This window comes from Ruegeria sp. BB5 (assembly GCF_056539405.1).
The window spans coordinates 32,312-49,665 of sequence record NZ_JBQFUX010000013.1 but is presented as its reverse complement, the minus strand read 5'-3'; the positions used below and the strand labels follow the sequence as shown (position 1 = coordinate 49,665).

Sequence of the window (17,354 nt, the reverse complement as noted above, 5' to 3'; positions counted from 1 at the left end):
AAAAACCGACCGTCACCAGCGGCATCCGCCTGGGCTCGCCCGCCGGCACCACCCGCGGCTTTGGCGAGGTCGAATTCCGCCAGATCGCCGACTGGATCATCGAAGTGGTCGACGGGCTGGCCGCTAATGGCGAAGACGGCAACAGCGCCGTCGAAGCCAAGGTCAAAGCCGAGGTCGCGGACCTCTGCGCGCGCTTCCCTCTCTATCCGAACCTGTAAGACGAAGGACCCTTACCCATGAGCTTTCATAACATCGACCAAGCCCCTGCTCGCCTGAACCGCAGCGAACTGGCCGTTCCGGGCAGCCAACCCGGAATGTTCGAAAAGGCCGCACAATCAGATGTAGATGTGATCTTCCTCGATCTGGAAGACGCGGTCGCGCCTGATGAAAAGGAACAGGCCCGCAAGAACATCATCGAGGCGCTGAACGATATCGACTGGGGCAACAAAACCATGTCGGTGCGGATCAACGGGCTGGATACGCATTATATGTATCGCGACGTGGTGGATGTGGTCGAACAGGCTGGCGAACGGCTGGACCTGATCATGATCCCCAAGGTTGGCACCGCTGCGGACGTCTATGCTGTCGATATGCTGGTAACGCAGATTGAGGACGCCAAAGGCTACAAGAAACGGATCGGGTTCGAACACATCATCGAAACCGCGCTTGGGATGCAGAATGTCAGCGAGATTGCGGCAGCTTCCAAACGCAATGAAAGCCTGCATTTCGGAGTGGCTGACTATGCGGCCTCGACCCGCGCACGAACCACGATCATCGGCGGCGTGAACCCCGATTATTCCGTGTTGACCGACGCAGATGCCGATGGTGGCCGTCTGACCCATTGGGGTGACATGTGGCACTATGCGCTGGCGCGCATGGTGGTTGCGGCACGCGCCAACGGACTGCGTCCAATCGATGGGCCATTTGGCGACTTTCAGGATCCCGACGGCTATCGAGCGGCTGCCAAACGCGCGGCGGTTCTGGGATGTGAAGGCAAATGGGCCATCCACCCCAGCCAGATTGCCCTGGCCAATGAGGTCATGTCGCCATCCGAGGCCGAAGTCACCAAGGCACAGCGCATTCTTGTCGCCATGGCCGAGGCTGAATCGGCGGGCAAAGGCGCGGTTTCTCTGGATGGCCGTCTGATCGACTATGCCTCAATCCGTCAGGCCGAAGTGCTGGTCGAAAAAGCAGGCCAGATCGCAGCAGCTTGATCCGAAGGGCTTAGGCTACCTAAATAGGTCAGCGCCAAACGGTTTTGTGGATCGGCCACTGGTACAGTTTGGCGCTGCGTTTTTCTGGTCACTCAGCGAGAAGACTTGAAAGTTTGTCCGCGCCCTGCCGCAGTGTTTCCAGAAACGACATCAGGCTGCCGACATCATGGCGTTGGGTCGGGGCGTGAACCGATAGCGTCCCTACCAACCTGCCCTGCCCGTCCTGAACAGGCACCGCAAGCGCGGACATTCCGGTCATGAATTCCTCATCATCGGTAGAATACTGATTGTCGGAAATGCGTTGGACTTCGGCCTTTACTGCCTTGGGGTCCGTCAGCGAACGCTCGGTCTGCGGTTGCAATTTTCCGGCCGAAAGAAACCCGTCCAGCGTTTTCTGACGCAGCGTGGACAGGTACATTTTGCCACTGGCCGTGCAGTGAAACGGAACCTGCGTGCCCACGGGCAACTGAATGCGCAGGGGCCATTTGGTTTCGACCCGGTCCAGATAGATCATCCCCTCGCGGTCGGGAATGGCGAGGTTGCAGGTCTCTCCCACCTCCTCGGCCACGCTGCGCAATATGGCTAGGCGTGCAGTCCGCAAATGTTCGGCAGACATGGTGTTGACGGAGAGCAGTCGCAAACGACGGCCAGGGCCAAAAGACCGACCGTCCAGATCGCGTTGCAAAAACCCCTCGGCCTCGGCCGTTTGCAGCAATCGGTGAACAGTGGGTTTTGCCAGACCCAATGCATCGATCAGGTCTGACGGCTTAACAGCTACCCCGCGCCGAGCCACCTCTTCAAGGATCAGCAAAAGGCGCAGGTTCGTTGGGATCTGAGTTTCTTTTTCTTGTGTTTCCGTCTCGGCCATCCCGCAACATTCTAGTTATTTGGCAGCAGGATCAAGGCCAGATCGGGGACCAGCGACACCAAAATCCAGACCGACAACAGAGCCACCAGATAAGGCACCGTATACCGCAGCAGCCGGAAATAAGGCACGCCCGTCACACCCGACGCCACATACAGGTTCAGCCCGTAAGGTGGCGTGATGAACCCGATAGAAGCACCCACAAGGAAAATCACCGAGAAATGGATCGGATCAATGCCAACCGAGGCGGCAATCGGCGCCAAGATCGGGGCGAGGATAATCGTGACCGGAAGGCTTTCCAGTACCATGCCCGAGAAAAAGACGATCACCATCGAGGTGAACAGCACCGCATGATAACCCCCCATCGAGGTCACGAAGTTCCCGATGGTCTCTTGCGCGCCGAGCAGCGACAAGATTTGCTGCATCACAACCGAAATTGCGATCAGCGGTGCAAGGATGCCAGTGATCTGGGCCGAGCGGATCACGATCGAGGGGATCTCGGGGATCGTGAAGCCTTCGACCACGAACATCTCGGCATAGCTTTTCTCGGTCGGTGGAATATCGTTCCGGGCACCCATGATCCGGTTGATCGGATAACTAAGCAAACCGGCGATGACACAGAAGCCCACGGTCACACCCGCCGCCTCGGTCGGGGAAAACTTGCCCGTGTAGATGCCCCACAGCACCAACCCGATGGCGAAAAAGCCCAGCCATGCACCAAACGCGGTTTTCAACACCCGGTTCAGTTGCAACGGGATCAAATATCCCCAGCCGTTGATCCGGCAGATGATCCAGCAGGCAAATTGCATACCAAACACCATCAATGCGCCGGGCAGGATACCCGCCACAAACAGCTCGGAAATCGGCAGGTTCATCAGGAACCCGTAAACGATGAAGATGATCGACGGTGGGATGATGATCCCAACTGTACCACCCGCCGCCGCTGTTGCGGCGCTGAAGCGTTCATCATAACCGCCCTTGACCATCTCAGGGTGCAGCATCGACCCGATTGTCGCGGTTGTTGCCGAGTTTGAACCCGAGATCGCTGCAAAAAGCCCGCAGGCCCCCAGCGATGCCATTGCCAGCCCGCCGCGTATCCAGCCCAGACAGGCATATGCAAAATCACTAAGCCGCCGCGCGATGCCGGATTTGTTGATCAGGTCGCCAGTCAGGATGAACAGCGGCATCGCCAGCAGGGCGAAGCCTTTGTTGAACACATTCAGCAGCTCGGCCCCCATATTGTCCAGCGTCAGGCCCAGCACAAACGAGCAGCCAATAACCCAATAGCCGATGACCAGAAGCACTGGCACGCCCAGCATGAACAGAAAGGTGACCCCAAGCGAGATCAGTGTGACCATGGTTCCGTCTGTCATCAGTCTGCTCCAATCACGGCCTGCTTGATCAGCGGCTCACCTGTTTTCCAGTTGTGCAGATCGTCGGCGAGGTTCTGAAACACCCGCCCGACCATCAAAAAGAACGACAGCGGTGCGGCCAACAGGAACCACCACTGCATGATGTTGTCAGTACCCAGAACGATCTGAAAGTTTGATGCCGACAGCGCCACCAACCGTGTGGTGGTCACAATGACGATCACTGCGAAGATGAACCAAAGGACAGCATCTAGGAACAGGCAAGCCAATTGCCCGCCGCGCGGCATAGAGGTGCGAAATTCGCTAAAGCTTAGATGCGTGCGTAGCCGCACGTTATAAGACGCGCCGAACCACGCCATCACCATGAACAGCAGCGGCGGGATCGTTGTTGACCAAGGCTCCTGATCGTTGAACACGAACCGGTCAATCACGCCCCAAAAGATGATGAAGGCAATCGCAAGGTAGGAATAAACCATCACGGCACGTTCAAAGTGGCGTTCGACAAACGGCACTTTTTGGTAAATCCACATGATGAGGAGCCCACCCAGGGCCGAGACGATTGCGCCTACGACCCATGTTGCGTCGGATTCCAGCGCGGATTGAATCTCGAATGAATCGAAGGTGAGTAAAGCACTGAATATCGCGCCGACATCTGCCCAAAATGACATGAACCCCGTCCTCCCAGTCGGTGTTTAGTGGAACCGGCCCACCCGGGCCGGTTCGTATTAAGCTTAGGTTAGGCTTCGCCTCTCCACCAACGGCGTGGCTCGACGTTTTCCGCAATTGTATCAGCGGGAATCTCACGCGCGATGTCGTAGATCTCTTGATAGGTGTCGATACCACCGGCCCATTTGTTAATGCGCTCGCGCCATTGCGCCCAAGGCTCGGGGTTGTAATTGGGGGCACACATTTCTTCGGCCAGTTTAATTTGGTCGTCCGCCAGGAAGGCCGGGCGTACGCCGTTTTCGGCGAAGATCGTATGCGGCAGTTGCGGTTCCGAGAAACCCACGGTGTTCAACAGTGCGGCTTCGTTCGCACCTTGGATCAGCGCCTGCGTGAAGTATGAAGACTCCATCACCGCATCCTGCAACTCACCGCCCAGGCTGTCGAAGACCTTCGAAGACATGGACGTATGCTCGGTACCGCAGAAGAATTTCAGGTTCACCGATTGTGACACCACAGGCGCCATGTTGGCGTAGGCCACAGCCGATGCCCAAGTTTCGGCGCCGTCGATCAGGCCGGTTTTCAGCGCGTCCAGCGTTTCTTCCCACGCGACAGGTACCGGATTCAGGTTCAGCAGTTGCATGGCGATACGGCCAAGTTGCGTGCCCGTCACACGGTTCTTGGTGCCAAATAGTTCTTCCAGCTTTGTGACGGTTGGCTTGTCGGCAAAGTTCGCGCCCATCTGCAGACCGCGCAGCTCACAATGAGTGAACAGGAATTTCAGACCGTGCCGTTTTTCCAGCGGATCGCGCAGGATGCGCTGGCTCGCCGGACTGTAGAAGAAGTGGTACTGCGCCGCGCGGCTGGGGAACATATAGGCATAGTCCAACACGTTCAGATACGGCGCACCACCGGCCGAGTTCTGGGTCGAGGCAGCATAGATATCGACAATGCCCTGCTGGGTTTTCTCTACACAGCTCAGCTGACCACAGATCTGGTTGTCGCCGATGAACTCGATGCGAATCTCGCCATCGGTGCGCTCTTCCAGGTCACGCGCAAATTCGATTGCACCCGCACGCTCGATCAGCAGGTTGCGGGTATTAAAGCCCGATGCGCCGAATTTCAGCGTATGCTTCGGCTCTTTCGAAAAGCGCTTTTCGTAGGTTGATTCGGCTGCCTGCGCTAGATTCGCAAGGCTCATCGCCCCACCGAACCCACCTGCAGCCAGTAGAGTCGAGCTCATACCGTAACGGCCTGCCACGCGGAAAAAATCCCGCCGTGAAATACCACTTAGTTTCCGTCCGATCTCCATTGCTTACCTCCCTGATCGCAAATAATGAGACGTTTTGTATCAAAAAAGGCTAGTATATTTCTCATCGTTTGGCTAGAACTTTTTGAAACCAGTTTCAGGGAGGTGATCATGGAAGTAGACTATGCAGTTGTCGGGGCCGGGTCTTCGGGCTGTGTCATCGCCAATCGCCTGAGCGCCGACCCAAACGTGACCGTTGCTTTGCTCGAGGCCGGCGGTCGCGATACCAATCCGTGGATTCACATCCCGGTGGGCTATTTCAAAACCATGCATAACCCTTCGGTCGATTGGTGTTATCGTACTGAACCTGATCCAGGGCTGAATGGGCGCTCTATCGACTGGCCGCGTGGCAAGGTGCTGGGCGGGTCCTCGTCGCTGAATGGGTTGCTGTACGTGCGCGGCCAGAAAGAGGATTACGACCGCTGGCGTCAGATGGGCAACGAAGGTTGGGGGTGGGAAGACGTTCTGCCCCTGTTCAAACGTTGCGAGGATCAGGAGCGTGGCGAGGATGAATTCCACGGCGTTGGCGGGCCATTGTCGGTGTCAAACATGCGCATCCAACGGCCCATCTGTGACGCGTGGGTCGCAGCCGCGCAGGCCGCAGGGTATCCGTTTAATCCAGACTACAATGGGGCTGAGCAAGAGGGTGTGGGGTATTTCCAGTTAACCACGCGCAATGGCCGCCGCTGTAGCGCTGCCGTGGCGTATCTGAAACCCATCCGCGACCGACAGAACCTAAACATCATCACAAAGGCCCTGGTGACACGGATCACGTTGGAGGGCAAAAAGGCAACCGGTTTGGTCTATCGGGATCGTTCGGGCACCGAGCAAACCCTGAAGGTTCGTCGCGAAATCATCCTGTCCGGTGGTGCGATTAACTCGCCCCAAATCTTGATGCTGTCGGGGATCGGCGACCCGGACCACCTGAAGGAAAACGGCATCGAACCGCTGCACGCCCTTCCCGGTGTCGGCAAGGGATTGCAGGACCATTTGCAGGCAAGACTGGTGTTCAAATGCAATGAACCCACGTTGAATGATGAGGTCCGCAGCTTGTTCAATCAGGCGCGTATCGCTCTGAAGTACGCCCTGTTCCGTGCCGGTCCGATGACCATGGCTGCCAGCCTGGCGACGGGGTTCATGAAGACCCGCCCCGACGTTGAAACTCCGGACATTCAGTTCCACGTCCAACCATGGTCCGCCGACAGCCCCGGCGAGGGTGTGCATCCGTTTTCGGCCTTTACCATGTCGGTCTGTCAGCTGCGCCCGGAAAGCCGGGGTGAGTTGCGCCTGAACGGGCCAGACCCTTCAAAGTACGTCAAAATAATCCCGAATTACCTGTCGACCGAAACGGATTGTCGAACCATCGTCGACGGCGTGAACATCGCCCGCGGGATTGCTAAGCAGAACCCGTTGCATTCGAAGATATCCGAGGAATTCAGGCCCTCGGCGGATCTGAGCTGTGAAGATTACGAAGGCACGCTGGATTGGGCCCGGTCAAATTCGACCTCGATCTATCACCCGACAGGCACCTGCGCGATGGGCAACTCTGAGGCATCGGTTGTCGACGCAAAGCTAAGAGTCCACGGAATTGCCAATCTGCGGGTGGCGGATTGTTCGATTATGCCCGAGATCGTCAGCGGTAATACGAACGCTCCTGCGATCATGATTGGAGAAAAGGCCAGCGATTTGTTGGCAGCGGATGCCTAGAAAGCAGCGCGAACTGCTTTGTAAAGCGCGCGAAACCGGCCAAGCCGGTCCGACAATGCGCCCATTTCCGCAGGATCGAACCTGACAGATCCTGCGGGCTGGATGGCAAGGTCCTCAATAGTCAGCGCTTTGTCACCGCAAGCCGCCAAACGTGCCGCGCCATAGGCGGGCCCGGAATCCGCCCCCTCAGATCGAAGGATGGGTTTGCCTGTCACCGTTGCAATCAACCCAAGCAGCAGGTCGGACCGGCTACCGCCACCGATGGCGGCCAAATCCGAAAGGCCGTCTATCGAGTCGCCAAAACTCTGGGCGGCGTCGGCGAAACAAAAGGCGATGGCTTCAACCACCGAGCGACAAATTTCTGCACGCGTTGTCGCGTCCTCAAGATTAAAGAAACAGGCGCGTATATGCGGGTCGCCGTGAGGGCTGCGTTCGCCTGTTAGATAAGGCAAGAAAATCGGCACACGGTCTTGCGGGGCTGTTTCGGCCATTGCGATGACTTCTGCCGCAGACAATCCAAGCTGCCCGCCGATCCACGCGATTGGCCTGGCGCCGTTAAGCATTGCCGCCATCTGGAACCAGCGATCTGGAAGTGTATGCGCAAACGCATGCACAAATCGTTCTGGGTTTGGCTTATACACGCGATCCGCAACGAAAAGCTGACCGGAGGTGCCCAGCGAAATAAACCCTCGCCCCGGTTCAGTCGCCCCCAGCGACACTGCGCCGGTGGCCGCATCCCCACCTCCTGCTACAACAGGTACGCCGGGCTTCAGTCCGGTCTGGTTGGTCGCATCTGCCGAAATTGTGCCCACAACTTCGTGCCCATCGGAAATTTGCGGCAGCCAGCGGGTCGCAACATGGGTCGCCTCGGCGATCCCGCCGTGCCACTGCCGCGCGGCTTGATCCAGCCAAAGGGTGCCCGCCGCATCACAGGGATCCGTCGCGAGGACCCCGTGCAGGCGCAGCCCGATATAATCCTTCGGCAACAGGATATGAGCGATGCGGTCATAGTTTTCAGGCTCATGCCGCTTCAGCCATGTAATCTTGGGCGCAGTGAATCCCGGCAGGGGCAGAACGCCCGCGATCTGACCGATCTGCGGCAACGCATCGCGAAGTTCACCGCATTCCTGCGCCGAACGGCTGTCATTCCACAAAATGGCCGGACGGATTGGGTACAAGTCCTGGTCAAGCAGTACGGCTCCATGCATCTGACCCGACAGACCGACAGCCCGAACGTCCGCCAACGTAATCTGTTCCCCCAGCTTGCGTAGTGCGTTGCAGGTGGCGCGCCACCACAGGTCAGGATGCTGTTCCGACCATCCAGGCTGAGGCGAAGAGGTTTGCATTTCAACCGATGCCGTCGCGATTATCCGCGCCGTGTCGGCGCAGACAACCTTGACCGCTGATGTGCCGATGTCGATCCCGAGATACATTTACAACCCTTGCCCTGCGTCCGAGGTGCGGCACATGTCCGGCTATTGATTTTTTTAGCGCGCGCAAAGAATATGTAAAGCTATGATAAGATCAAAGCGGCAAAGATCCGCAGGTAGATTGGCATGACCAAGATTAAAAACATGGAAGAGTTCGCGGCCCTCAGCGGGATATCCCGGCCGACGGTTTCGAAATACTTCCACGACCCGGACAGCGTGCGGCCCACAACGCGGGCGCGCATCGAAGAGGCGTTAGAGCGTTTTGACTATCGCCCTAATATTTACGCCATAAATCAGAACCGGAAGCTGACCAAGAATATTGGTATCGTCGTGCCCTATCTGGCTGATCCCTTTTTTGCCGAGATCGCGCGCTATCTAGAGCAATCCTGTATCGCGGCGGGGTATCGCCCGTCTCTATTCAGCTCACATGGCGAGCAAAAACTGGAGAATGAGATACTCGACAGCTTACGGTCTCTGAAACCAGCAGGTGTTCTGTTAGCACCGCTGGGCCGCGCGTCGGATCAGTCAGCGATTGAAAAATTCTGCGCCGATGTTCCAACGGTTTTGTTCGACAGTAACCTTGATGGTATGGGGGCTGCTTTCATCGGTTCAGACAATTTCAGCTTTGTGTCACAAACCGTAGAATACATGACCCGCACCGGGGAACCACCATCGTTCTTTGAAATGCGCACCCCAGCCAACCCAAATGCCAACAAGCGGCGCATAGCCTATGTCGACGTTATGGAGCGTTTGGGGTTTGAACCGCATATCATCAAGATTGACGGCACAGGATGGGCCTTTGAAGAGATCGGTCGGCAAGGTGCGCGAAAAGTGCTGGAAGAACGCAGCCTGCGGACCGACTCGGTGCTATGCAGCAATGACCGTCTCGCCATCGGATTTCTGGCGGCCTGCTACGAACAGGGGATTCGGGTTGGGCGCAAGGAAGATTGCACGTTGCGATTGGCCTCAAATGACGATCATCCCTTCGCAAAATTCACATGTCCGTCCCTGACAACGGCCGCGCATGACTATGACAATGTGGCTGCCCGCAGTGTCGAAACACTGTTCGAACTTATTGAAAGCGGTGGGAAATTTGAAAAACGAACAGAAACTTTGTTTCCCGCAAGACTTGTTTTACGCGAGTCCGCCTGAACAATAAACTTAACGCGCGTAAAGTTTTTATTGACGCCGCGACAATTTATGAACTAGGCTTCCTGCACAGCATCCAAGCTCAGGGAGGACAAGGATGTATCTGAAAAACGCACTTCGTGCGGCGACGGCGTTGACATTCGTCGCCACGGCAGCGGCCCACGCGCAATCCATCACCATAGCGACCGTGAACAACGGCGACATGATCCGGATGCAGGGCTATACCGACAAATTCACCGAGGCGACCGGCATCGATGTCGAATGGGTGACGCTAGAAGAAAACGTGTTGCGCCAGCGCGTGACCACCGACATCACCACCAAAGGTGGCCAGTTCGACATCATGACCATCGGTATGTACGAAACCCCGATCTGGGGCGCCAATGGTTGGCTGGTGCCGCTGGAAGGAATGTCCGCTGAATATGATGTGGATGACATCCTGCCCGCGATGCGCAACGGGTTGAGCCATGAGGGGACGCTGTTCGCGGCTCCGTTCTATGGCGAAAGCTCGATGATCATGTATCGCACTGATCTGATGGAGAAAGCCGGTCTGGAAATGCCTGATGCGCCGACCTGGCAGTTCATCCGAGAGGCGGCTGCGGCGATGACGGATCGAGACAACGACATCAACGGTATTTGCCTGCGTGGCAAAGCCGGTTGGGGTGAAGGTGGCGCGTTCATTACCGTGACCGGAAATTCCTTTGGTGCCCGCTGGTTCGACGAAGACTGGAAGCCCCAGTTTGATCAGCCGGAATGGAACGAAGCGCTGACTTTCTTCGTCGACATGATGAGTGAATCCGGCCCCGCGGGTTACGCTACTAACGGGTTCAACGAAAACCTGTCGCTGTTCCAGCAGGGCAAGTGCGGCATGTGGATCGACGCCACTGTCGCGGCATCATTTGTAACCAATCCTGACGACTCGACTGTGGCCGACAAAGTGGGCTTCGCGTTGGCTCCGAATTCGGAAGGCGTTGACAAGCGCTCCAACTGGCTTTGGGCATGGGCGCTGGCCATCCCTGCAGGCACCGAACAGGCGGATGCTGCCAAGCAGTTCATCGAATGGGCAACCTCGAAAGACTACATTGAGCTGGTGGCCGAAAACGAAGGCTGGGCCAACGTCCCGCCGGGTGCGCGTACATCACTGTACGAGAACCCCGAGTATCAGAAGGTTCCGTTTGCCCAGATGACACTGGATTCGATCCTGTCGGCTGATCCAAATGATCCGACGGTGAAACCGGTGCCCTATGTCGGCATCCAGTTTGCTGCGATCCCTGAATTTGCAGGCATTGCTACGCAAGTAAGCCAGGAATTCTCGGCCGTTTACGCCGGACAGCAATCGGTGGAAGAGGCGCTTGAAAAAGCGCAGGCCTTCACCGCAGAAGAGATGGAAGCCGCAGGTTACTGACGTCTTCTAATTGCGGGTGGGCAGAGGTCTGCCCCCCGCCCTACCCTTCCACAATCCACGTTTTTCTCGCAGGCTGGTATGCGCCTGAACAGAGAGGTCTTGCGCCATGGCAACCCAACATTCCCGATCAGTGGCCCGCCTAATGATGGCACCCGCCGTGGTCCTGCTGCTTGGCTGGATGCTCGTGCCGCTGACAATGACGCTGTATTTTTCCTTCAAGAAATACCTGCCCCTACGCGGTGGTGATCTGGGTTGGGTCGGCTTTGACAACTACGTCCGGTTTGTGTCCTCCAGCTCGTTTTGGCCTGCCGTGCAGGCGACGCTGATGATCGTTGGTGGTGTACTGGTGATCACCGTGATTTTGGGCATCCTTCTGGCCATTCTGCTGGATCAACCAATGTGGGGTCAGGGTGTTGTCCGCATCCTTGTGATTGCACCTTTCTTTGTGATGCCTACGGTCTCTGCGCTGGTCTGGAAGAACATGTTCATGGACCCGGTGAACGGTCTTCTGGCGCATCTGTGGCGCTTTTTTGGGGCCGAGCCGATTTCATGGCTGTCCGAGGCCTCGATGACGTCTATCATCATGATCGTGTCGTGGCAGTGGCTACCCTTCGCCACGCTGATCCTGCTGACTGCCATCCAGTCGCTGGACAGCGAACAGCTGGAAGCAGCGGAGATGGACGGCGCGCCAGTTCTGAAGCGCTTTTACCATATCGTCTTGCCGCACCTGAGCCGCGCAATCACGATTGTGATCCTGATCCAGACGATCTTTCTATTGTCGATCTTCGCCGAGATATTCGTGACCACCGGCGGTGCATTCGGCACCCGCACACTCACCTACCTGATCTTCCAGCGCGTGTTGGAAAGCCAAAACGTCGGCCTTGGATCAGCCGGAGGTGTCTACGCCATCATCCTTGCCAATATCGTTGCCATCTTCCTGATGCGCATCGTCGGCAAAAACCTGGACGCGTGAGGAGATAAGACCCATGGCCCGCACCGTCACACCCCGCCGCAAATCGCTGAACACCGCCCTTGCCTGGGCCGTTGGACTGCTGATCTTTTTCCCGATCCTCTGGACCATTCTGACCAGTTTCAAGACCGAGGCACAGGCGATTGCCAGCCCGCCCCTGTTCCTGAATTTCGACTGGACACTTGAGAACTATGCCATCGTGCAAGAACGGTCTGATTATATGCGGTTCCTGTGGAATTCCGTCATCATCGCAGGCGGATCGACCATTCTTGGCGTAATCATCGCGGTCCCCGCCGCATGGGCGATGGCCTTTGTACCATCCAAGCGCACAAAGGACATCCTGTTGTGGATGCTCTCCACCAAAATGCTACCTGCCGTTGGCGTATTGTATCCGATCTACCTGCTGTTCATCCGTCTGGGACTGCTAGACACACGCGGTGGACTGGTCGTGGTGCTGATGCTGATCAACCTGCCGATCATCGTCTGGATGCTCTACACATATTTCCGCGAAATCCCCGGTGAAATTCTGGAAGCCGCACGGATGGACGGGGCGACACTGAAAGAAGAAATCCTTTACGTATTGACGCCCATGGCCATCCCCGGCATCGCCTCGACAGTTCTCCTGAACTTCATTCTGGCGTGGAACGAAGCATTCTGGACCCTCAACCTGACCGCCGTCGACGCGGCACCGCTAACTGCCTTCATTGCCAGCTACTCCAGCCCCGAGGGCCTGTTCTTTGCCAAGCTCAGCGCGGCCTCGACCATGGCGATCGCACCAATCCTCATCCTTGGCTGGTTCAGCCAGAAACAACTTGTCCGCGGCCTGACCTTCGGCGCTGTGAAATAAGGAAGACGACGTATGGGACGTATTCAACTTAAATCCGTGACCAAAAGCTTCGGCGACGTGCAGGTCATTCCGCCTCTGGATCTGACCATCGAGGACGGCGAGTTCACGGTCTTTGTCGGCCCTTCGGGGTGTGGCAAGTCCACCTTGCTGCGCTTGATCGCGGGGTTGGAGGATATCACCTCGGGCTCTATCGATATTGACGGGGCAGATGCCACTGACGTGCCCCCCGCCAAACGTGGCCTGGCGATGGTGTTCCAATCTTACGCTCTGTACCCGCATATGACGGTGCGCAAGAATATCGCATTCCCGCTGCGCATGGCCAAACTGGATAAGGCGGAAATCGACAAGCGCGTCGAAGGCGCTGCAGGTGTACTGAACCTTGCAGACTATCTGGATCGTCGACCTGGCCAGTTGTCTGGTGGGCAGCGTCAGCGCGTTGCCATTGGCCGCGCCATTGTGCGTGAACCTGCGGCGTTTCTGTTCGACGAACCGCTGTCCAATCTCGATGCGGCGTTGCGGGTGGGCATGCGGCTTGAGATCAGCGAGTTGCACGAACGTCTGGCCACAACAATGATCTACGTGACTCACGATCAGGTCGAGGCGATGACCATGGCCGATAAGATCGTGGTGCTTCAGGCCGGTGTCATCGAACAGGTCGGCAGCCCACTAGAGCTGTACCGCACTCCGCGCAATTTGTTTGTTGCAGGCTTCATCGGCTCGCCCAAAATGAATTTTATCGAGGGTGAAGAGGCCGCGAAACACGGGGCCCACACCATTGGTGTGCGCCCTGAACATATCACGGTATCCGAAAGCGACGGGCCATGGTCTGGTGTCGTTGGCGTATCCGAACATCTGGGGTCGGACACCTTCTTTCATATCCACGAAACCGGGTTGGCCGAAACCATCACCGTGCGCGCGGATGGAGAGGTCGGCTTCCGTCATGGAGATCGTGTCCATCTGGCCCCACGTGCAGATGTCATTCATCGGTTTGACGCACAGGGATTGCGCATCGAATGACGCGTTTGGCCGGCAAAACAACCCTAATTACGGGGGCCGCGCGTGGTATCGGCCTAGCCTTTGCCAAAGCCTATGTTGCCGAGGGCGCGCGTGTTGCGATTGCCGATGTCGACATTACCCGTGCGCGAAAGGCCGCAGCCGAAATCGGTGATCCTGCGCTAGCCATCGAGATGGACGTAACCAACCAGTCCAGCATCGACCAAGCAGTCGCGCAAACACTCGCGCATTTCGGACCCATCGACATTCTGATCAACAACGCCGCGATATTCACTGCCGCCCCGATCACCGAGATCGAGCGCGCCGATTTCAACCGCGTTTTTGACATCAACGTCGCCGGAACCCTGTTCACCATGCAGGCGGTTGCACGACACATGATCGCGCACGGGGTCAAAGGCCGCATCATAAACATGGCCTCTCAGGCCGGACGGCGTGGTGAACCTCTGGTTTCGGTCTATTGCGCCAGCAAGGCGGCGATTATCTCGCTGACGCAATCGGCAGGGCTGAACCTGATCCAACACGGGATTAACGTGAACGCCATCGCACCGGGCGTTGTTGACGGCGAACACTGGGACGGTGTTGATGCGTTCTTTGCCAAACACGAAGGCAAAGCCCCCGGGCAGAAAAAGCGCGAAGTGGCGGCGGCTGTTCCCTATGGCCGTATGGGCCGCGCCGAAGATTTGACCGGAATGGCCGTTTTTCTGGCTTCGGACGAGGCCAAATACATCGTCGCGCAAACCTATAATGTCGATGGCGGAAACTGGATGAGCTAATGGATCCTCTGGCGAACGCAAAATCTCCGGTACCGCTGGGTCGTAATGCCCTTACGGACTTGCCCACAGCAGTCAGAAGGCCAACGTATCGCCATGCTGAATTGCGACCGGGTATCGTTCATATCGGTCTTGGCAATTTCCACCGCGCACATCAGGCCTGGTACATCCACCGTTTGATGCAGCAGGGCCTGGCAAAGGACTGGGCGATTATCGGCGCAGGGGTTCGGGCTTATGATGCCGGAATGCGGGAAAAGCTGGTCAACCAGGATTGTCTGACAACGCTGATCGAACTTGACCCATCCGGAATGTCCGCTGAAATCATTGCCCCGATGATTGACTATCTGCCGATCGAACCCGGGAACGCGCCGTTGATCCAACAAATGTCCGATCCTGCGATCCGCATCGTGTCCCTGACTATCACCGAAGGGGGGTATTTCCTGGACGCCAATACCGGGGCGTTCGACACTTCCCACCAAGATATCCGCCACGATGCGCTAAACCCTGACCAACCTTGTACAGCTTTCGGCGCCATCGTTGCGGCGCTTGGGCAGCGTCGAGCGCATGGCTTGAAACCTTTTACCGCGCTCAGCTGCGATAATCTGCAAGGCAACGGAACGATCCTGCGTAACTGTATCGTCGGATTGGCGCGGTTGTCTGACCCTGATCTGGCCGACTGGATCGAACAGAACGGTGCATTTCCGAATTCGATGGTGGATTGCATCGTGCCGGCCACAACACATCAGGTGATCTCGCAATGCCGCGCCCTGGGTATCGAAGACCGCGCCCCGGTTTCGCATGAGAATTTTCGCCAATGGGTGATCGAGGATGATTTCTGCGCTGATCGTCCCGCGCTTGAAAAGGTTGGTGTGACCCTGACCCGCAATGTACATACGTACGAGGCCATGAAGCTGCGTGTTCTGAATGGCGGCCATCAACTGCTTGCGAATGTTGGGGAAATACTGAATGTCCCGACGATTGCAGACTGTATGCAGGATGACGATATCACAGCCTTTTTCAAAAAGGTTCAGGCTGAGGGTATATTACCTAATGTCGCGCCGGTGCCTGGAACACCACCTGCTGACTATCTTGAACTGGTCGCGAGACGTTTTGCGAATACTGCCATTCACGACACAACACGCCGGGTTGCCTTTGACGGCTCGTCCCGCCATCCCGGATTTTTGCTGCCGTCGCTGCGTGACGCACTGGCGTCAGGATCGCCAGTGAACGGGCTCGCCCTGGCCGAGGCGTTCTGGTGCCGGATGTGCGCGGGCCTTCGCGAAGACGGAAGCGAAATCGCGGATAATGACCCCTTTTGGACCGAATTGCATGACGCTGCTCTAGCCGCGAAAGCGGACCCCTTGATCTGGATCGCACAAAGCAAATTCTACGGAGATATCGGTCGGGAAGAACGTTTTGCAACAGCGTTTTCCCAATGGCTCAGGACCATATGGCAACGGGGAAGCCGGGCGGCAATTGCGCAATACCTCGGGTAATCCGGTGGCTGGCTTTCGGCTTTCGAGGTCAAATATTCGCGATAAATTTTGAATATCGTGCAAATTCGGGCAAAACTACTGGCAATGTCTGCAAATAGGTTTCATCGGGTAACCTATGTTGCGCTCGGAGGTTGGCTTGAAACCCACAATTTCGCAGGAAACCATCGCCAAATGGCAGCGGATCGTCGATCTGATTGCCCGGGTTGCCGATGTCCCTGCAAGTCTCGTGATGCGGACACATGCGCCTCATCATTCTGTTTTTGTCACAAGCAGAAGTAACAACAACCCCTATGAGGTAGGATGCGGTTTTACCCTGAGTGAGAAACTTTATTGCTATGGCGTTCTGAAACGCGATGGCGAACTGACGGTCGAAAATGCAACCCAAGACCCGGAATGGTGTGACAATGACGACCTAGAACACGGGATGAGTTTCTATATCGGCTATCCGCTCAAATGGCCCGACGGTACGATTTTTGGAACAATTTGCGTTTTGGATTCGCGCCGTAACCAACGCGCAATGCTGTTCCGCGAGGGCCTGCAGGAATTCGCGAGGGTCATAGAATCCGATCTTTCGTTGCTGGTTGAGATTGACCGCCGCACCGCGCTTGAGGCCGAATTGCAAGCCACGCTGGATCAACTGGAACAGCGCGTGGCCAACCGGACCGCAGATCTGGAAGAGGCAAATGCCGCGTTGCGGGTATTGCTGAGCAGTGTCGAAACTTCGCGGCAGGAATATGATGCCAAGATTCTAAGTCAGATAAAGGGGTTGGTGGTTCCGCATCTGGCAAAGCTGCGTGGCCGAATGGACAGCGACCCTGCCGGTCGGATTTATCTGGACCTTGCTGAAGAAAGCTTGAAATCCATCACCTCTGAGATGAGTGGGCAACTGACCACGATCTTTGAATCCCTGACACCAACCGAACAGGAAATCGCACAGTTGATCATGCGGGGACAGACGACCAAAGATATTGCGAGAACGCTGTCACGCGAACCCAGCACGATCGAGTTTCACCGCAACAACATACGCGCAAAGCTTGGATTGAAACGCAGCGGTAAGAACCTGCGCAGCCTGCTGTTGTCGATCCAGTGAACATGGGGAATCCCCCCATGTTTCCCCCGTAGATTTTCGATGCACTGTTTAATAAACC

Annotated in this window: 15 protein-coding genes and 1 pseudogene; 11 read left to right on the top strand and 5 right to left on the bottom strand. The window is 56.7% G+C overall.

Annotated features, from left to right (window positions below; translation table 11 throughout):
* Nucleotides 1–218 (top strand): annotated as a pseudogene (glyA, locus tag ACR0DL_RS20630) (serine hydroxymethyltransferase); the annotation flags it as partial.
* 18 nt (nucleotides 219–236) lie between these two features.
* Complete coding sequence (locus ACR0DL_RS20625) at nucleotides 237–1,214, top strand: HpcH/HpaI aldolase/citrate lyase family protein (protein WP_170400087.1); 978 nt, start codon at nucleotides 237–239, stop codon at nucleotides 1,212–1,214.
* An 88-nt stretch (nucleotides 1,215–1,302) separates the two neighbouring features.
* Here the strand turns inward: ACR0DL_RS20625 and ACR0DL_RS20620 are convergent, their stop codons facing one another.
* The 4 genes from ACR0DL_RS20620 to ACR0DL_RS20605 form a co-directional block, all read right to left on the bottom strand.
* Nucleotides 1,303–2,082 (bottom strand): IclR family transcriptional regulator, encoded by a 780-nt coding sequence (locus ACR0DL_RS20620; RefSeq protein ID WP_480691062.1) that lies wholly within the window; start codon nucleotides 2,080–2,082, stop codon nucleotides 1,303–1,305.
* An 11-nt stretch (nucleotides 2,083–2,093) separates the two neighbouring features.
* Nucleotides 2,094–3,452 carry a TRAP transporter large permease gene (locus ACR0DL_RS20615; protein ID WP_170362727.1) on the bottom strand — a complete coding sequence of 453 codons (1,359 nt, stop codon included), beginning with the start codon at nucleotides 3,450–3,452 and terminating at the stop codon, nucleotides 2,094–2,096.
* The gene (locus ACR0DL_RS20610) at nucleotides 3,452–4,117 is read right to left on the bottom strand and encodes a TRAP transporter small permease (protein WP_170351953.1); all 666 of its coding nucleotides are present in this window, start codon (nucleotides 4,115–4,117) and stop codon (nucleotides 3,452–3,454) included. Before ACR0DL_RS20610 ends, ACR0DL_RS20615 begins: the two co-directional genes overlap by 1 nt.
* A gap of 68 nt (nucleotides 4,118–4,185) precedes the next feature.
* Nucleotides 4,186–5,424: a TRAP transporter substrate-binding protein gene (locus ACR0DL_RS20605; protein WP_170351954.1), complete on the bottom strand. Its 1,239-nt coding sequence runs from the start codon at nucleotides 5,422–5,424 to the stop codon at nucleotides 4,186–4,188.
* A gap of 108 nt (nucleotides 5,425–5,532) precedes the next feature.
* Between ACR0DL_RS20605 and ACR0DL_RS20600 the strand changes: the two genes are divergently transcribed.
* Nucleotides 5,533–7,128: a GMC family oxidoreductase gene (locus tag ACR0DL_RS20600; protein WP_480691060.1), complete on the top strand. Its 1,596-nt coding sequence runs from the start codon at nucleotides 5,533–5,535 to the stop codon at nucleotides 7,126–7,128.
* Here ACR0DL_RS20600 and xylB read toward each other — a convergent pair.
* Nucleotides 7,125–8,561 carry a xylulokinase gene (gene xylB / locus ACR0DL_RS20595; RefSeq protein WP_480691058.1) on the bottom strand — a complete coding sequence of 479 codons (1,437 nt, stop codon included), beginning with the start codon at nucleotides 8,559–8,561 and terminating at the stop codon, nucleotides 7,125–7,127. The genes ACR0DL_RS20600 and xylB overlap by 4 nt on opposite strands.
* Before the next feature lie 123 nt (nucleotides 8,562–8,684).
* Here xylB and ACR0DL_RS20590 point away from each other — a divergent pair, with 123 nt between their 5' ends.
* The 8 genes from ACR0DL_RS20590 (at nucleotide 8,685) to ACR0DL_RS20555 (ending at nucleotide 17,296) form a co-directional block, all read left to right on the top strand.
* Nucleotides 8,685–9,710, top strand: a complete 1,026-nt coding sequence (locus ACR0DL_RS20590) for a LacI family DNA-binding transcriptional regulator (protein ID WP_170351957.1) — start codon at nucleotides 8,685–8,687, stop codon at nucleotides 9,708–9,710.
* Between the two features lie 94 nt (nucleotides 9,711–9,804).
* Complete coding sequence (locus tag ACR0DL_RS20585) at nucleotides 9,805–11,109, top strand: ABC transporter substrate-binding protein (protein WP_170351958.1); 1,305 nt, start codon at nucleotides 9,805–9,807, stop codon at nucleotides 11,107–11,109.
* A gap of 106 nt (nucleotides 11,110–11,215) precedes the next feature.
* A complete protein-coding gene (locus tag ACR0DL_RS20580) occupies nucleotides 11,216–12,082 on the top strand; it encodes a carbohydrate ABC transporter permease (protein ID WP_170351959.1) in 867 nt (288 codons plus the stop codon).
* 13 nt (nucleotides 12,083–12,095) lie between these two features.
* Entirely contained in the window at nucleotides 12,096–12,926 is an 831-nt protein-coding gene (locus ACR0DL_RS20575; protein WP_170351960.1) for a carbohydrate ABC transporter permease, read from the top strand.
* A gap of 12 nt (nucleotides 12,927–12,938) precedes the next feature.
* Nucleotides 12,939–13,943 (top strand): ABC transporter ATP-binding protein, encoded by a 1,005-nt coding sequence (locus ACR0DL_RS20570; protein ID WP_480691056.1) that lies wholly within the window; start codon nucleotides 12,939–12,941, stop codon nucleotides 13,941–13,943.
* Entirely contained in the window at nucleotides 13,940–14,713 is a 774-nt protein-coding gene (locus ACR0DL_RS20565) for an L-iditol 2-dehydrogenase (protein ID WP_170351962.1), read from the top strand. Before ACR0DL_RS20570 ends, ACR0DL_RS20565 begins: the two co-directional genes overlap by 4 nt.
* On the top strand, nucleotides 14,713–16,206 hold the full coding sequence (locus ACR0DL_RS20560) for a mannitol dehydrogenase family protein (RefSeq protein ID WP_480691054.1): 1,494 nt from the start codon (nucleotides 14,713–14,715) through the stop codon (nucleotides 16,204–16,206). The genes ACR0DL_RS20565 and ACR0DL_RS20560 overlap by 1 nt, the downstream gene beginning before the upstream one ends.
* A 136-nt stretch (nucleotides 16,207–16,342) precedes the next feature.
* Complete coding sequence (locus tag ACR0DL_RS20555) at nucleotides 16,343–17,296, top strand: LuxR C-terminal-related transcriptional regulator (protein ID WP_254428645.1); 954 nt, start codon at nucleotides 16,343–16,345, stop codon at nucleotides 17,294–17,296.
* The last annotated feature ends 58 nt before the right edge of the window (nucleotides 17,297–17,354 follow it).

Excerpts from the sequence above, each read along its gene's own strand:
- ACR0DL_RS20625 (WP_170400087.1), top strand. The coding sequence starts at position 237 with ATGAGCTTTCATAACATCGACCAAGCCCCTGCTCGCCTGAACCGCAGC.
- ACR0DL_RS20620 (WP_480691062.1), bottom strand. The coding sequence starts at position 2,082 with ATGGCCGAGACGGAAACACAAGAAAAAGAAACTCAGATCCCAACGAAC.
- ACR0DL_RS20615 (WP_170362727.1), bottom strand. The coding sequence starts at position 3,452 with ATGACAGACGGAACCATGGTCACACTGATCTCGCTTGGGGTCACCTTT.
- ACR0DL_RS20610 (WP_170351953.1), bottom strand. The coding sequence starts at position 4,117 with ATGTCATTTTGGGCAGATGTCGGCGCGATATTCAGTGCTTTACTCACC.
- ACR0DL_RS20605 (WP_170351954.1), bottom strand. The coding sequence starts at position 5,424 with ATGGAGATCGGACGGAAACTAAGTGGTATTTCACGGCGGGATTTTTTC.
- ACR0DL_RS20600 (WP_480691060.1), top strand. The coding sequence starts at position 5,533 with ATGGAAGTAGACTATGCAGTTGTCGGGGCCGGGTCTTCGGGCTGTGTC.
- xylB (WP_480691058.1), bottom strand. The coding sequence starts at position 8,561 with ATGTATCTCGGGATCGACATCGGCACATCAGCGGTCAAGGTTGTCTGC.
- ACR0DL_RS20590 (WP_170351957.1), top strand. The coding sequence starts at position 8,685 with ATGACCAAGATTAAAAACATGGAAGAGTTCGCGGCCCTCAGCGGGATA.
- ACR0DL_RS20585 (WP_170351958.1), top strand. The coding sequence starts at position 9,805 with ATGTATCTGAAAAACGCACTTCGTGCGGCGACGGCGTTGACATTCGTC.
- ACR0DL_RS20580 (WP_170351959.1), top strand. The coding sequence starts at position 11,216 with ATGGCAACCCAACATTCCCGATCAGTGGCCCGCCTAATGATGGCACCC.
- ACR0DL_RS20575 (WP_170351960.1), top strand. The coding sequence starts at position 12,096 with ATGGCCCGCACCGTCACACCCCGCCGCAAATCGCTGAACACCGCCCTT.
- ACR0DL_RS20570 (WP_480691056.1), top strand. The coding sequence starts at position 12,939 with ATGGGACGTATTCAACTTAAATCCGTGACCAAAAGCTTCGGCGACGTG.
- ACR0DL_RS20565 (WP_170351962.1), top strand. The coding sequence starts at position 13,940 with ATGACGCGTTTGGCCGGCAAAACAACCCTAATTACGGGGGCCGCGCGT.
- ACR0DL_RS20560 (WP_480691054.1), top strand. The coding sequence starts at position 14,713 with ATGGATCCTCTGGCGAACGCAAAATCTCCGGTACCGCTGGGTCGTAAT.